General features: G+C 61.3%; 12 protein-coding genes and 2 pseudogenes. 10 read left to right on the top strand and 4 right to left on the bottom strand.

Translation table 11 applies throughout. The annotated features are described in order from the left end of the window. Positions 1 to 56 precede the first annotated feature (56 nt). Positions 57 to 464, bottom strand: a complete 408-nt coding sequence (gene cadR, locus CSV86_RS24950; protein ID WP_009403731.1) for a Cd(II)/Pb(II)-responsive transcriptional regulator — start codon at positions 462 to 464, stop codon at positions 57 to 59. Between the two features lie 95 nt (positions 465 to 559). Here cadR and CSV86_RS24945 point away from each other — a divergent pair. From CSV86_RS24945 to CSV86_RS24935, 3 genes and pseudogenes are all read left to right on the top strand, one after another. Beyond that, positions 560 to 1,455 (top strand): annotated as a pseudogene (locus CSV86_RS24945) (cation efflux transmembrane domain-containing protein). A 3-nt stretch (positions 1,456 to 1,458) separates the two neighbouring features. Next, positions 1,459 to 1,971 (top strand): signal peptidase II, encoded by a 513-nt coding sequence (gene lspA / locus CSV86_RS24940; protein WP_003821921.1) that lies wholly within the window; start codon positions 1,459 to 1,461, stop codon positions 1,969 to 1,971. A gap of 21 nt (positions 1,972 to 1,992) precedes the next feature. Beyond that, positions 1,993 to 3,282 carry an ISL3-like element ISPpu12 family transposase gene (locus CSV86_RS24935; RefSeq protein ID WP_004574636.1) on the top strand — a complete coding sequence of 430 codons (1,290 nt, stop codon included), beginning with the start codon at positions 1,993 to 1,995 and terminating at the stop codon, positions 3,280 to 3,282. Positions 3,283 to 3,438: 156 nt separating this feature from the next. On the opposite strand, the gene CSV86_RS24930 is transcribed toward CSV86_RS24935, so the two are convergent. Then, positions 3,439 to 3,642, bottom strand: coding sequence for a hypothetical protein (locus CSV86_RS24930; protein ID WP_009395877.1), 204 nt, complete (start codon positions 3,640 to 3,642; stop codon positions 3,439 to 3,441). Positions 3,643 to 3,723: 81 nt separating this feature from the next. Continuing rightward, positions 3,724 to 4,083, bottom strand: a complete 360-nt coding sequence (locus CSV86_RS24925) for a cupin domain-containing protein (protein WP_009395876.1) — start codon at positions 4,081 to 4,083, stop codon at positions 3,724 to 3,726. 196 nt (positions 4,084 to 4,279) lie between these two features. On the opposite strand from CSV86_RS24925, the gene CSV86_RS24920 reads away from it, so the two are divergent. The 7 genes from CSV86_RS24920 (at position 4,280) to CSV86_RS24890 (ending at position 14,384) form a co-directional block, all read left to right on the top strand. Then, positions 4,280 to 5,773, top strand: a complete 1,494-nt coding sequence (locus CSV86_RS24920) for an aldehyde dehydrogenase (protein WP_009395875.1) — start codon at positions 4,280 to 4,282, stop codon at positions 5,771 to 5,773. 118 nt (positions 5,774 to 5,891) lie between these two features. Next, positions 5,892 to 7,037 carry an MFS transporter gene (locus CSV86_RS24915; protein ID WP_009395874.1) on the top strand — a complete coding sequence of 382 codons (1,146 nt, stop codon included), beginning with the start codon at positions 5,892 to 5,894 and terminating at the stop codon, positions 7,035 to 7,037. Between the two features lie 120 nt (positions 7,038 to 7,157). Beyond that, positions 7,158 to 9,230, top strand: coding sequence for a type VI secretion system Vgr family protein (locus CSV86_RS24910; RefSeq protein ID WP_170395035.1), 2,073 nt, complete (start codon positions 7,158 to 7,160; stop codon positions 9,228 to 9,230). After that, positions 9,227 to 10,168 (top strand): hypothetical protein, encoded by a 942-nt coding sequence (locus CSV86_RS24905; RefSeq protein ID WP_009394713.1) that lies wholly within the window; start codon positions 9,227 to 9,229, stop codon positions 10,166 to 10,168. Before CSV86_RS24910 ends, CSV86_RS24905 begins: the two co-directional genes overlap by 4 nt. After that, a complete protein-coding gene (locus CSV86_RS24900) occupies positions 10,165 to 12,435 on the top strand; it encodes a T6SS effector BTH_I2691 family protein (protein WP_240160551.1) in 2,271 nt (756 codons plus the stop codon). Before CSV86_RS24905 ends, CSV86_RS24900 begins: the two co-directional genes overlap by 4 nt. Before the next feature lie 889 nt (positions 12,436 to 13,324). Then, positions 13,325 to 14,095, top strand: a complete 771-nt coding sequence (locus tag CSV86_RS24895; protein WP_240160550.1) for a DUF6708 domain-containing protein — start codon at positions 13,325 to 13,327, stop codon at positions 14,093 to 14,095. 31 nt (positions 14,096 to 14,126) lie between these two features. Next, positions 14,127 to 14,384, top strand: a complete 258-nt coding sequence (locus CSV86_RS24890; RefSeq protein WP_009394708.1) for a PAAR domain-containing protein — start codon at positions 14,127 to 14,129, stop codon at positions 14,382 to 14,384. A gap of 13 nt (positions 14,385 to 14,397) precedes the next feature. Here the strand turns inward: CSV86_RS24890 and CSV86_RS24885 are convergent. Next, positions 14,398 to 15,950: pseudogene (locus CSV86_RS24885) on the bottom strand (phospholipase D family protein). Between the last annotated feature and the right edge of the window lie 17 nt (positions 15,951 to 15,967).

Here is a 15,967-nt window from a genome sequence, read left to right as displayed (position 1 = left end):
TTGCATGAGAGTGAGACAGACCGGCATCTCATCGGATTATCTGGTTGATGCTTCACCTACTGCTGGTGCATGTTTCCTTCGCTAATTCCAGCAAGAACCCCACACGCCTCAACTTCCCGGTCATCGTTGCAACTCGCTCTCAGTGAAACGAGTTGTTTCTCAAGCGCTTGCAGAGCGGTTATCTGCGACCGCACATGAGAGATGTGATCATCGAGCAAGGCGTTGACGGCGGTACAAGGCTGATGAGGGTCGTCCTCATAGCTCTGTAGTTCGTGAATCTCAGCCAGTGACAGGCCCAGGATTCTGCAGCGACGGATGAAGGCCAGCCCCTCACCATGCTTCTCGGTATAGACACGGTAACCGTTGTCCTGCCGATCAGGCGGCGGCAACAAGCCCTGCTGTTCATAGAAGCGGATCGTCTGTGTTTCGACCCCTACCAACTGCGCCAACTGACCAATGCGCATCAGCCTCCTCCCCAACGGATTCTTTACTCTATTGACCTTATAGTAGCTTTATAGTTTTAAATGGTACCACAACATTGTTCAAGTGGAGTCGTATCATGAGCAAATCCTGTGGTGGCGCCTGTGGCGGTGATGCAACGTCCGCAGCGGATACCGATATACAGGCCTCCTCCGAGGCGCCAGGGAGATGGGTCAGTGTTTATGCCGTGCCGAAGATGGACTGTCCATCAGAAGAACGAATGATTCGCCTAGCCCTGAACGGCTTTGAGGAGATTCGGGCGCTGTCCTTCGACTTGTCGAACCGCCGGCTGAAGGTCGTGCATGACGGCGAGGTCGAGCCCGTCACCTCGAAACTGAAGACCTTGGGGCTAGGCGCCTCGCTTCAGGAAACCGTCGCTGCAAATCCGGAGACCATCAAGGCCGCCGAGTTTTCGGCAGCTTCTGCTAAGCAAGAATCCGGGACCCTGCGCTGGTTGCTCGGCATCAATGCACTTCTGTTCGTGGTGGAAATGACTGCCGGTCTGATCGCCCGGTCCACCGGCCTGATTGGAGAATCCCTGGACAATTTTGCCGATGCGGCGGTGTACGGGCTTGCCCTTTATGCGGTTGGACATAGCGTGAAAATGCAGGTACGTGCCGCGCATCTTGCTGGTGTACTGCAACTGATCTTGGCTGTGGGCGTGCTCGTAGAGGTGGTGAGACGCTTTGTATTCGGTAGTGAGCCTGAATCGCTGGTGATGATGGCTATCGCATTCGTCGCATTGATTGCCAATACCAGTTGTCTGCTGCTCATATCCAAACATCGGGAAGGCGGGGCGCACATGAAGGCAAGCTGGATATTCTCGGCCAACGACGTGGTGATCAACCTGGGGGTCATCACCGCCGGCGCCCTGGTCGCGTGGACCGGTTCCAATTATCCGGATCTGATTATCGGCACCATCGCGGGGGCATTGTACTTAACGGTGCCAGACGCATTTTGGCGTTGAAGGGTTAAATAATGCTCATTATTGGCAAAAAGCTCTCGCCGTATGCCCTATTGTCCATATCGGGCCTGCTGGCAGCGTCTGATCAGGCTGTAAAGTGGCTGGTGCAGCAATCAATGGCCTATGGCGAGTATGTTTCGGTGACCCCGTTCTTTAACTGGGTGCACCTATGGAACACCGGTGCCGCATTCAGTCTTTTTGCGAATGGTGGAGGCTGGCAGCGCTACTTTTTTATCGGAATCGCGGTAGTGGTCTCGATTTTTCTGATCAAGCTGATCCTTGAAAATCGTCATAAAGGAGAAGCCATCGCTTACAGTCTTATCCTCGGTGGCGCCATGGGCAACCTGATTGACCGGGTCTTTCGCGGCTATGTTGTGGATTCCTTTGATTTCTATTGGCGAGACTGGCATTGGCCGGCCTTCAACCTGGCTGATATTGCAATTGTCCTCGGTGCCTTACTTTTCGTTTCCAGCAGCTTGTTGGGTAAAAAAGCAAACACCAATGCCGAGTCGGATGGATCTGACTGACACCTACGCCTATACAACACCATGACCGAACTTCCCGACAACATCCTTCACCTGCCGCAATACCAAGTACTGGGCTGCAAATCAACCGACGACGAAATGCACTTCCAGGTGGACGTGCCCGATCCCATCGCCTGCGAGGAATGCGGCGTGCAGGGTGAGTTCGTACGGTTCGGCAAGCGTGACGTTCCCTATCGTGATCTGCCCATCCACGGCAAGCGGGTCACTCTCTGGGTGGTCCGCCGCCGATACACCTGCCGGGCCTGCAAGACAACATTCAGGCCCCAGCTACCGGAGATGGTGGACGGATTCCGTATGACACTGCGGCTGCATGAGTACGTGGAGAAGGAATCCTTCAACCACCCCTACACCTTTGTGGCGGCACAGACCGGCCTGGACGAGAAGACGGTGCGCGACATCTTCAACGCCCGCGCCGAGTTCCTGGGGCGCTGGCACCGCTTCGAGACGCCCCGCATCCTGGGCATTGACGAGCTATACCTGAACAAGCGCTACCGCTGCATTCTGACCAACATTGAGGAGCGAACCCTGCTCGACCTGCTGGCCACCCGCCGCCAGGACGTGGTGACCAACTACCTGATGAAGCTGAAAGACCGGCAGAAGGTCGAGATCGTCAGCATGGACATGTGGAACCCCTACCGGGCAGCGGTCAAGGCTGTGCTGCCCCAGGCCCGTATCGTGGTCGATAAGTTCCATGTGGTGCGCATGGCCAACGATGCCCTAGAGAGAGTGCGCAAGGGCCTCAGAAAGGAGCTGAAACCGTCCCAGAGCCGGACTCTCAAGGGAGACCGGAAAATCCTGCTGAAACGCGCTCACGAAGTCTCAGACCGGGAGCGCCTCATCATGGAGACCTGGACAGGCGCGTTCCCGCAACTGCTGGCCGCCTACGAGCACAAGGAGCGCTTCTACGGCATCTGGGACGCCACCACACGGCTCCAGGCAGAAGCCGCCCTGGACGAGTGGATAGCCACCATCCCGAAGGGCCAAAAGGAAGTCTGGAGCGATCTGGTCAGGGCAGTGGGAAACTGGCGCGAAGAGACCATGACCTACTTCGAGACGGACATGCCCGTCACCAACGCTTACACGGAGTCCATCAACCGACTGGCCAAGGACAAGAACCGTGAAGGGCGCGGTTACTCCTTCGAGGTGATGCGGGCACGAATGCTCTACACCACGAAGCACAAGAAGAAGGCACCGACTGCGAAGGTCTCTCCTTTCTACAAGAAAACCATCGGTTACGGACTGCCGGACTTCGCAGAGGAACTCAACTACGGAGTCGATCTATCAACCATCTGAGGGTGGTATCAGATTGATGGGGTGAAGGTGCCCCATCAACCATTAAATCCGTATACCCCTTTTTTTATGCCTGTGTCCCGGGTGTCCGGGATTTGACGCAAAAAAACAAAAACGCCCGGTGCCAAATGGCACCGGGCGTTTTGTTGCGAGGCAAGATCAGCCGAAGCAGACGCCGGTGATTACACCCTTGTCGTCGGTCAACACCTGGATGCGCGCGTTGTTGATTTCCTTGGTGTGCGGCTCGTTCGGGCCGACGACGAGGACACGTCCGGTCAGCCTGGTGATCTCGGCCTTGATGGCTTCGGTGTATTCGCAGCCGATCAGCTTGGCCAGGGCAGCTTTTGCTTCTTCATTGGTCATGTCTTTTTCTTCCTTGTAGGTGGATGTCCGGATGGACAAGGCCATGATCCCGGAGCGCACACCCTGCCATGCGCTACATATCTACTTCTGCTCGAACATCACGTAGATCTTGCGGCACGGCTCCAGCACCTCCCAGGTGCCTTTGAAACCCGCAGGAATGACGAAGCGGTCGCCAGCGCGCAAGGTCTTGGCCTCACCTTGCTCATCGCGCAGAACCGAAACGCCATGAACGATTTCGCAATATTCATGCTCGGTGTAGTTGACCGTCCATTGCCCGACCTCGCCTTCCCATACGCCCGCCGCAAACTGCCCGCACGGGCTGGAATAGTGGTTATAGACCGCTTGCTCGGGGTTGCCCTTGAGGATCTTTTCAGCGGCAGGACGGTAGCGCTCGGCTTCGGTCAGGACCTGAGCAAAATCAATGATCTGCTGGATGTTCATGGCGCGGGTTCACCTGATTGTTAAATAAAATGAACATGACTAGGCTTTTGGCAGCTTAATGTCAAATATATTGATAATCCGGGTCCCAGTAGTTTAGGGTGTCGGATGCTGTAGAGCGATGACAGCTCCGGCGGAATTTTCTGACAGTGTCGACGACCTCTCGTGCGACGCTGCACATCAACAAGAGGAGTTTGCTATGACCACCCTGACGCGTGCGGATTGGGAAGAGCGTGCCCGGCAACTGAAGATCGAAGGCCGTGCCTTCATCAACGGCGAATACACCGCGGCCGCTTCCGGCCAGACCTTCGAATGCATCAGCCCGGTGGATGGTCGCCTGCTGGCGCACATCGCCAGCTGCGACGAAGCCGACGCCCAGCGCGCCGTGGAAAATGCCCGCGCTACCTTCGAGTCCGGCGTCTGGTCACGCATGGCTCCGGCCAAGCGCAAGGCCACCCTGATCCGCTTCGCCGGCCTGCTCAAGCAAAACGTCGAAGAGCTGGCGCTGCTGGAAACCCTGGACATGGGCAAGCCGATCGGCGACTCCTCGACCATCGACATCCCGGGTGCTGCCAATGCCCTGGCCTGGAACGGCGAGGCCATCGACAAGGTGTACGACGAAGTCGCCCCAACCCCGCACGACCAGCTCGGCCTGGTCACCCGCGAGCCAGTGGGCGTTGTTGGCGCCATCGTACCGTGGAACTTCCCGCTGTTGATGGCCTGCTGGAAACTCGGCCCGGCCCTGGCCACCGGTAACTCCGTGGTCCTGAAACCGTCGGAAAAATCCCCACTGACCGCCATCCGCATCGCCCAGTTGGCGGTGGATGCCGGCATCCCGGCTGGCGTGCTCAACGTCCTTCCTGGCTATGGCCACACCGTTGGCAAGGCCCTGGCCCTGCACATGGATGTGGACACCCTGGTGTTCACCGGGTCGACCAAGATCGCCAAGCAACTGATGGTCTATGCCGGCGAATCGAACATGAAGCGCGTGTGGCTGGAAGCTGGCGGCAAGAGCCCGAACATCGTCTTTGCCGACGCGCCTGACCTGAAGGCCGCCGCCGAAGCCGCTGCCAGCGCCATCGCCTTCAACCAGGGCGAGGTCTGCACCGCCGGCTCGCGCCTGCTGGTGGAGCGCTCGATCAAGGACCAGTTCCTGCCGATGGTCCTGGAGGCCCTGAAAGCCTGGAAACCGGGCAACCCGCTGGACCCGGCGACTACCGTCGGCGCCCTGGTCGACACCCAGCAACTGAACACCGTGCTGGGCTATATCGAGTCCGCCCACGCCGACGGCGCCAAGCTGCTGGTTGGCGGCAAGCGCATCCTCGAAGAGACCGGCGGCACCTATGTCGAACCAACCATCTTCGACGGCGTGTCCAATGCCATGCGCATCGCCAAGGAAGAGATCTTCGGGCCGGTGCTGTCGGTGATCACCTTCGACACCGTCGAAGAAGCCGTCGCCATCGCCAACGACACCCCGTACGGCCTGGCTGCCGGTGTATGGACTTCCAACATCAGCAAGGCGCACAAGACCGCCAAAGCCCTGCGTGCCGGCAGCGTCTGGGTCAACCAGTACGACGGCGGCGACATGACCGCGCCGTTCGGTGGCTTCAAGCAGTCGGGCAACGGCCGCGACAAGTCGCTGCACGCACTGGACAAGTACACCGAGCTGAAAGCTACCTGGATCAAGCTGTAAGCACCCTGCGCGGCTGAAAGGCCGCGTCAGTTCGATCCGGTCATGCAGCCGGACCTTGCCAGCAGGCGGGTCCGGCTGTGTCGTCTGTGCTGTATGGAAATGCTTCGAGGGAGATGAGATGCGTTGGGGGACTTACTTCGCCGTATTGGCGGCTGTGCTCAGTGTCGGCCTGGCGCTGGGGGTCAGCATGCCGCTGGTGTCCTTGCGCCTGGAAGGCTGGGGGTACGGCAGCTTCGCCATCGGCGTGATGGCAGCGATGCCGGCGATTGGCGTATTGCTTGGCGCCAGCCTGGCCAGCCGCCTGGCGGCGCGTTTCGGCACCCCAGGCTTGATGCGCCTGTGCCTGTGGGCTGGCGCGCTGTCCATCGGTGCCTTGGCGCTGTTGCCAAGCTATCCGGTGTGGCTGGTGCTGCGCCTGTTGATCGGCGTGGTCCTGACCATCGTATTCATCCTCGGCGAAAGCTGGATCAACCAGTTGGTGGTGGAGGAATGGCGTGGCCGCCTGGTGGCGCTGTATGGCAGCAGCTACGCCCTTAGCCAACTGGCCGGGCCTTTGTTGCTGGGCATGGTGGGCTCGGACGACGACCTCGGTTTCTGGATCGGCGTCGGCCTGCTGGTTGTCTCGCCGCTGCTGCTGTTCGGGCGCGGCGGTGCGCCGAGCACCGAGGCGGCCAGCGTGACCTTCTTCGACCTGTTCGGCTTCTGTCGGAAGTTGCCGGTGATTGCGTGGGCGATTGCCCTGTTCGCGGCATTCGAGGCAATGATCCTGACCCTGCTGCCGGTGTACTGCCTGCAACAGGGCTTCACTGCGGAAGTCGCGCTGTTCATGGTCAGTACCGTGGTCGTGGGCGATGCGGTGCTGCAACTGCCGATCGGTGCCCTGGCCGACCGCATGTCCCGGCGCACCTTGTTCAGTGGTTGCGCGGTGACGCTGGCGGTGTCCAGCCTGATGATCCCCTTGCTCCTGCAAACCCAGCTGATCTGGCCGCTGTGGGTGTTGTTCGGCGCCAGCGCCGGTGGCTTGTTCACCCTGTCGCTGATCCTCATCGGCGAGCGCTATCGCGATGACGCGCTGGTGCGGGCCAACGCGCATGTGGCGCAGTTGTGGGGTCTTGGCTGCCTGATCGGGCCGTTGGCGGCGGGGGCGGGGAGCCAGTGGCTGAGTGGGCATGCGTTGCCGTGGTTCATGGCAGTAGGGGCTCTGGTCCTGGTGTTGTTGTCGCGTCGGGCCAATGCTTTCGAGGCGGTTGCCGTCTCTGATTGATCGCGCAAAGGTGTTTTTGCAAGCAAGGACGCTTCACGCGTTAGCTTAGGATTTTTCCTATATCTCAGCCGCTGGCCGGCAGTCAGGATTCCGGGGAATTCGTTCCCCGGGACATCCGCCATGGCCGTTCAATCCGATCTGCGCTTCACCTTCACCGCAGCAGCCGGTGAATTCGAGGTCGTCGAATTCCACCTCACCGAGGCTCTCTCCGAAACCTTTCGCCTCGAAGTCGACCTGAGCAGCACCGATGCCGCCGTGAAGTTCGGCGAGATCCTCGACCGCCCCGCGCTGTTCACCCTCTGGCAGGGCGGCCAGCCCGTACGCTATGTCCATGGCTTGGTGAGTTCCTTCCAGCAGGGCGAAACCGGCTTTCGCCGCACGCGCTACCGCGCTGTGGTCGAACCGCGCCTGGCCCGTCTGCGCCTGTGCTCGGACTGGCGCATCTTCCAGACCCTCAGCGTGCCCGACATCGCCAACGTGATGCTGAAAAAGCACGCCCTCACCCTCGACTACGAACTGCGCGCGGCCAAGGCCCACACTGTGCGCGAGTATTGCGTGCAGGCCGGCGACACCGACTATCACTTCGTCGAACGCATCATGCGCGAGGAAGGCTTTTTCTACGGTTTTCTGCACAGCGAGGAAGGCCATCGCCTGATCCACTGCGACTACCTGTGGATCTTCGGCAAGCAGCCCGGCCCGCCGGTGGAATACAACCCCAAGCCCGGCGCCGACCGCCCGGGCCCCGCGCTGCACCGATTCACCTACAGCGAGAACGTGCGCAGCGCCCGCCAGGTGCAGCGCGACTACAGCTTCAAGAACCCGAGATACACCGAGCAGAGCACGTACAAGGCCACCGACCTCGAGCACCAGGCGGACAACTACGAGCGCTACGACTACCCCGGTCGCTACCGCGGAGAAAAGCCCGGCGAGGCCTTCAGCCGCAGCCGCCTGCTCGGCCTGCGCGGTGACGCCTGCCAGGTCATTGCCGAGGGCGACGACGCTCGGTTGGTGCCGGGCCTGTTCTTCGACATGGTCGGCCACCCCCGCGAGAACATGAACCGCGGCTGGCGCCCGGTGCGCCTGGAGCACCGCGGCAAGCAGTACGTCAGCCAGGCCGAGGAAAGTGCCGGGGCCGACTGCGGCACCTACTACACCTGCATCGCCACCCTGGTGCCACACGATGCCGAATGGCGCCCCGAACCGCTGCCCAAACCTCGTATCGACGGCCCGCAGCCGGCCACGGTGGTGGGGCCGCCGGGCGAGGAAATCCATTGCGATGAATACGGCCGGGTGAAGGTGCAGTTCCCGTGGGACCGGGTGGGCAAGAACGACGAACACAGCTCCTGCTGGATCCAGGTTTCGCAAGGCATCGCCGGAGCGCTATGGGGGCATATGGCAATCCCGCGCATCGGTCAGGGCGTGATCGTCAGCTACCAGAACGGGGATGCCGACCAGCCCGTGATCACCGGTCGGTGCGTGACGGCACTTCAGCGCCCGCCCTACGAACTGCCCGCAAACAAGACCCGAATGGTCTTCAAGAGCCAGACCCACAAGGGCAATGGTTTCAACGAGCTGAGCTTCGAGGACGAGGCCGGGCAGGAAGAGGTGTTCATCCATGCCCAGAGGAACCAGAGGAACGAGGTCAGGAACGACGAAACCACCCACATCGGGCACGACCGCAGCGAACGGGTGGATAACGACGAGAGCCTTACCGTTGGCCACGACCGCAAGAACACCGTGGGCAACGACGAGCAGGTGCTGATCGGGGAGAACCGGCGCCATGAGATCGGCAAGGACGATGACCTGATCATCGGTGGCAACCACAGCATCAGCACCGCCGGGGACCGGACCGAAGAGGTCGGTAGTAGCCGTCTGGACAAGACCGCCGCCAACCACAGCGTGGAGATCGGCGGCAATCTGGGTCAGCGCGTGCAGGGCACGGTTGATCTGCAGGCTGGCCAGCGCATCACGCAGCACACCAAGGTGTACGAAATCCACTCCTCAGAGGCTGTGGTCATCAAGAGCCCGGGCGGCACGCTGCGCATCGATGCGTCAGGCATCACCCTGGACGGCATTGCGATCACGCTTATCGGCCCGATGACCAAGCCGGGCGGAGGCTCCGGCAACAGCCTGGTGCTGGCGAGCGAAGTCGCGCAGGAAGAAGGGGTGAAGTGCAGGGAGCCCCGGCCATGAGCAAAGAAACCGTCATCGACTTTGCACGGCGACACCGTACCGCAGGCGACTACTTCTACTTGCTGGTGGATGGCCAGGCCGAATGTGCGCTCGATCATCCACTCAGCGTGCCGTCCCTGATCCGGTCATTTGGCGAGGCAGCCGTCACCCGCGTGCCGCGGCCGGATATGTCCCACGAACTGGATCACTGCCCGGCGTTGATCCAGTTGGCGAAGCCGGGGGAAGGGGTGCCGAAGGATTATCTCGACCTCAGCGCCGACTATTCCGCCTGGGACCTGAACTACGACGAACGCTACATCTGTGGCTGGCTGACCAGTCGGGAGCCGCTGGAGGTCATCGCGGCTCATATCGCCGCCCGTTGCTATACCACCGCCGACGAGGCAGGTGATTCTTCGGCCTGGTTCGAACCGCTGAGGCTGGAGTTGCTGTTGTGTGCGATGCAGAAGCAGGCGGGCTGTTTATTGCGTCCGATCCAGAACTGGCTTTTGCCGCTCAGCTGGGGTGCCTACACCGTGGCGCGCAGCTCCGAGTATGCCTGCGATCCGGACCTTTCCGAGCGGGCAAGGCAAACCCAGCAACTGGCACCTGAGGTGAATGCACTCCTGGGCATCTGGCGGCATGCCCTGACATTCCACGAAGGCTTTGCCCCCTGGCGCTGGAAAGGCCCTGGCATCCTGCCGGAGCAGGCCAGCGTGCATGGCTTCCGCCTGATCCGCGACGCCCGCCAACTCGGTCTCCACAACAGCAGCGACCGTATCTCCCTCAGCCTGCACCGGGTGTTCATGCACCCCCTTCTGCCGCAGCATCCGGATATCCAGCAGGCCATCTCCCAGGCCCGCGCCGGCAGCCTCGACCTGCCAAGCCATTTCGCCACCTACAGCGAAGCAACCTGGAAACGGATCGTCTACAGCCTGCCTCTTGCAAAGGACTACTCATGAGCACCGAGCTTCATTTGGCCACCTGCGAGGCCCGGCCCATTCCCCTGCGCACCTGCCGGGCCTGCGAGCGTGTCGGCCTGCCCGTCCTGCCCCTGCGCGCCGCCTATGCCCCGGAGCCCTGGCACACCCAGGCACTGCCGCTGGCCAGTGACCCCAAGGTCAAGGCCGTGCCCCTGCGTGACAGCCAGCCGCGCATCCTGCGCCGGGGTTTCCTCTACGTCATGCTCGACAGGAAGGAATGGCAGGCCTATCAGATCACTCCCGAGGGGGCGCTGCGCCAGGTGCCGCCGTACCAGACCTCCCGCGAGGAACCCCTGCCCCTGAGCATGGCCTGCATCAAGCACGACCACGATATCCCTGCTTCCTTCATCAATTTCGATACGAAGAAGTACACCACCGCCTGGCTGGCCATCGCCAACGATCCCTGGCCGAAACACGTACTCACTCGTTACCTGCGCGGCGGTACGGTCGACGGCATGAGCTTGGAGGAGCGCTTCTACAAGCTTGACCTCAAGACCGCCCGCGAAGACCCCGCCAGCATCGGCCTGGCGATGACCGAACATGAACTGCAAATGGAGAAGGTCCTCGAATACGCCCAGCCCATGGCCGGTGACTTCTACAGCGTGCATGGCTTTTACGGACGCAATCACCGCCTGAACGCCCTGAGGAACCATGTGCGCACGGTGATCCAGCGGGAAAAGCTGCCCAACGGTGTGCTGGCCCTGGTGCTGCCCGACCCGATCGGCATGGTGCAGGAGTGCAATGCCCAGCGCATGGTGCGCTACCAGCAGATGCTGGAATGGCGGGCCGAGCCGCAGCGGAGCTTCGAGCACCTGACGTCGCAGGCATTGCTGGGGATTCGCGAGTTTCAAGCGCAGAGAGCGGAAAAGCTGGCTGCAGCAGAAGCGAGTGCACGCGACGAGTACGCCCGCTACCGCAACGAAACCCATATTGCCGCTAAGTCGGTCCTGCCGAAGGTCGATGTCGAAGGGGTAACCGAGCGCTTGACCCCAGGCATGCAGGAAGAGGCTGCCGAGCGCCTTGATGACCGCTACGACGAAAAGGCCCGTTCGGACTTCCAGCGCGAATTCGACAACACCCTCGCCGCCTGGCAACGGCTTATCGACGATGCCGGCGAGATCTACGTCCGGCACTTCCAGAGCCCGGCGTTCAGGCTGGCCAGCCGGTTTGACTACATCGATCGCCACGACGAATCCGTCATGGGCTTCATCTGCCTGATCGGCCAGTGTCTCTCCGGCGGGCCGACCGGGCTTATCGACGAGAACAGGCTGGAGTCCACCCAGCAGCTCTGGAAGCAGCAACTGGAGGACCAGAGCAGCTTGCTCCATCAGGCCCTGCACGCGAAGGATCCAGGCGTGTTCGAACAGATCCACAAGTCCTTGGTTGACGATGAGCGGACCCGGATCTATCACGGCATCAAGACCCTGATCACGACCGAACAGGGCACCAAGTTGATGAGGGACTCCGTGAAAACGGCCGCCGGCCAGTTGCTCGGTGGTGCGGCCACGGCCAGCAACGTCCTCGGCAAGCATATTTCCGAGAACACCCGGGCGTTGGTCGGGCATCTGCACCGGGAGGCCTGGCTGCGCTTCTCCGGAGTGGAGGTCACCCAGGTCACGGTAGCGCTCAAGGTGGGCGAGTACCTCACGCTGCTCAATGAAACGCTCTATGAAGGGACCGAGCGTTATCTCGACAAGCTCAACGAAAAATTCCGCAACCCCGCTGCGGGCAAGGTGCGGGCCATGCTGCTGAGCGGGCACTTCACCCCGGCGCTGGCAGACCTGGATGACAAGCTGATCTACGTAAAGCTCTGGACGATGGAAAGCGCCGAAAAGCTGAGCGCGCGTCTGGAGCAACTGCGGGACGGCGTTGGCGACGGCATCGATGATGCCCTGCGTCCGGTCAGTATCGACACTGGGGCACTCAAGGGCGGGATGCAGGATTTCACCCGTCACCTGAGCCTCGATGCCGACGTCGCCCGCCTTTACGTGCGGGAGACCATGAGCAGCATGCGCAGTGCCGCCATGAGAGGCGGTGAAGGCGCCTTCAACCTGGGGCTGGCCTTGGGAAGCCTGTGGTTCCAGCAGGATGCGCTGCGCACTACCTACAAGAACATGCTTGAGGCGTTTGGAGATGAACGGCCCGAAGCGGTGGCCGCGTTCATGGCGGCGTCGGTGGGGAATCTCGGGTGGGGGTTGAGCTGGTTGGGGGGACGATTCAGGCGTTTCGGCCTAGCTGGGAGATAAATGTACGTACGTTTCAGGGGCCTGCGGAGGCCGGGGTGGGGTCGCGAATTCTGCAGTTTGGCAGTGCGATTGCGGCCGTGGCCACTGCTATGGAGGGGATTCAGTACGCGTTGGCAGCTGGACGCACACGTGGGATAGGCGATAGGAAGGCAAGTTTTCTCTACACAGGGGCGGCGGCTTTCGCAATAGGCTCCGCAGGACTTGGAGTTGCTGGCTCCCTTTGGGCAGCAGGTGTACTACTTGTCCCGCTCGCATTCGCTGTACTTGCAGGGTTTGTTGCTTATGGGCTGTCGGTATGGGGGAAAGGAGAAGAGTCGCAGCCACTTGAGCTGTGGGCTCGGCACTCGCGCTGGGGTTTACCGATAGAGCATCGCCGATGGGCCGAATGGCAGGACACGGACACCGCAATTGGCGCTTTGAATGCTGCTCTGCTTGGCTTGAGAGCGGATCTTGATGTGACCTATCGCGTCCATAGACCGGCTCCCGGCGTACCAAGGCAAGGCGGAACCATCGACTACAGATTTGTCCTACCCGGGTATGTCGCTAACAAGTCGCGCTATGAATGGTCGTTGTTGGCGTACCGGCCAGGTGAATCGTCAGGAGGGACAGTCGCTAGAGGGCAGACAGATGGGACTGAAGAACCTCTGCCACCTCCAATTTCATGGAAGCGACCAAGCTATGACCCTAAAACATCACTTCCGGTCGTTAAACACGATGTAGAGTCCAACACGCTCGAGATCAATGGCTCGATTGTTTACTGGGGTGTTCTTGACTTTCACGCCCTGGAACTTGAGGTGTCGTATTGGCCAGACAAAGGAGATGAGTTAGGCGTAGCCCGATTTATCGTAAAAGAAGACAAAATCCCTGGGCCAGCGAAGTGGTAAGCCGTATGAGAAAACCTGAACTAATTCCGCCTTGTTCAGGCTGGCGGGAGGACCTGCCTCGCCCAGACGAGCTTCCTGTTGTATTTCCGGCCCTCGGATTTGATGTGCCCAACTATCAAAGTGATATTTTTCTTGAGCTTCCGCGTGCATCGGCTCTTATCAGAGGCGTAATGATATGGTTTGCGCTGAGTATGGGCATATTGATGGTTGCTCTTACATGGCTTTTCTCCTCCATTGGGGCGGGACTCAACGCCGAACTTTGGATGGTATTCCTTTTTTGTTTATCCTTTGGAGCTTGGTCAATCTCACTCTTCTGGAAACTCGATGTAGCATCTCCGCGAGACTTGCCGCTCCGTTTCAACCGCACTCGCAATCGCATCTACGCCTACAACTTCAACTACCGCTGGTGGAACCCCTTCGAACGCTGGCGGGTTGAACCAGTAGCCTACGACTGGTCCCAAGTCCGAGCCGAACGCTGGCTGAAGCGCGGCGCAACCGCTCAAGGCGGACTCGTCATCAAGGGCGGCGTAGTGCTCTCCATCGTCAAACCCGGCACCAACGAAGTCATCGACCGCTTCCCCCTTACCACCATGGGCGCCGACGCCCATGCCTGGGCCTACATCTGCACCTACATGCAGCAAGGCCCCGATGCCCTGCCGCCACCCGGTCCGCCGAAAGATCACAACGATATCCCTTGGTACAACGCCGCCCTGCTGCTGGCCCCCAAAGTCAAATGGCCCGCCAATATGGATCTGGAATCAAGGACCGCACCCTGAAAACCGCTCGCTCGACCAAGGAAACCCACCCATGAAACCAGTCGTCCTGCTGGGCCATCAACACCGCTGCCCCATCCACGGCCCTGGCCACGTTGTCACCGGCGCAAGCGACGCCCGTCTCGACGGCAAGCCCATCGCCCGCGTGGGCGATTCGATCAGTTGCGGCGCGGTCATCCAGACCGGCTCGGCCGACACCCTGATCGAGGGCAAGGCCGTCGCCCGTTTGGGTGACACCACCAGTCACGGCGGCACCCTGGTCGAAGGCGACGAAGGCTGGCGGCTGGATTGAATCGACGTCGACCCTAAAGCATCTTCTCCAACCCCACCGCCTTGGCGATCCATGCATTGAACCTTCGCCACACCCCCCGGGCTCAGTGGTCAGCACATGCCGCTGGCCATTGTCCTCGGTCACCCACACCAGCTTGCCTTCGCGCAATTCCACCTGGTATGCCACCGCCGGTGCCATGCCCTGGATCGCCAGGTCGCGGGTGTATTGCGCCAGCTCGGGGCTGTCTACCAGTACTCCGACCTCGGTGTTCCACAGCACCGAGCGCGGGTCGAAGTTGAACGAGCCGATGAAGGTTTTCTGGCGGTCGAAGACAATGGCCTTGCTGTGCAGGCTGGAGTCCGAGGCGCCGCTGAAGCCATAACGCGGTTGGCTCGGGTCGCCGGGCTGGCGGCGCAATTCGAAGAGTTTCACGCCGTGCTCCAGCAGCGCCCGGCGATAGGGCGCGTAGCCGCCGTGGACCACCGGGACGTCGGTGGCTTCCAGGGCATTGGTCAGCAGGTCGACCTGAACCCCGGCGTCGGCACGGCTGGTCAGGTACAGCAGGCCTTCCTCGCGGGGCACGAAGTAGGCGGAGATCAGGATCAGTTCCTTGCGCACCCCGTTCAGCTCCGGCGCCAGTTGCCGGGTCATCAGCAGCTGTGGATCGGGCTCGTCGTCGGCCAGGACCTTGCTTGGTGCGTCCCATAGCGCCTGGCCGTGGGCCCAGATCAGTTCGTTGCGCCAGGTGTCCAGGCGCGGTTGGGTCCGATAGGCCATCAGCCGGTCGTACAGCGCCTTGCGCTGGGTGCGTGCTTCGGCCAGGTATTGCTCCAGGCGTTGGCGGCTTTCGCGCAGATCGTCGGCGTCGGGCTGGCTGTAAAGGAAGTCGCCAATGGGCTTGCTCAGGGCGCTGTTCCAGTACTGGTCGAAGCTGTGCCCCAGTTGCTCGGCCACCGGGCCGACGCCGAGCAGGTCGATATCGGTGAAGTTGAGGTTGGGCTCGGCGTCGAAGTAGGCGTCGCCGATATTGCGCCCACCGACGATGGCCATGCTGTTGTCCACCAGCCAGAGCTTGTTGTGCATGCGCCGGTGCTGGCGCGACAGGTTGAACAGCCGGCCCATGGCCCGGGTGACGCCGGTGGCACGCCCGAGTTGCAGCGGATTGAACACGCGGATCTGGATGTTCGGGTGAGCGGCCAGGGCGCCGATCGGGCCGTCCTGGCCGTCGGCGGCGGTGTCGTCCAGCAGGATGCGCACGCGCACGCCGCGGTCGGCTGCGGCCAGCAATTCATGGACCAGCGCCCGCGTGCTGAGGCCGTCGGCAACGATGTAGTACTGCAGGTCGATGCTGCTTTGCGCATTGCGGATCAGTTCGGCGCGGGCGCGGAAGGCTTCGTTGCTGTTGGGCAGCAGGCGAAAGCCCGAGCGCCCTTCATGGGCTTCGGCCTGGCGCTGCACCGAGCGGCCGAAGGCCGATTCGCTGGCCGGGATCGCCTGGCTGACGTCGCGGGGTACGCTGACGCTGGCGCAGCCGCCCAGGCTCAGCAACAGGACAAGTAGAAGGGGCAGGAGCCGATGATGGGTCAAGGGTGGATTCCGTGATC

Source organism: Pseudomonas bharatica CSV86, from assembly GCF_000319305.2.
In the GTDB taxonomy this organism is placed as follows: Bacteria; Pseudomonadota; Gammaproteobacteria; order Pseudomonadales; family Pseudomonadaceae; genus Aquipseudomonas; species Aquipseudomonas bharatica.
Note: the sequence above shows the minus strand (reverse complement) of the source record. Positions and strands in the feature narration are given on the sequence as shown.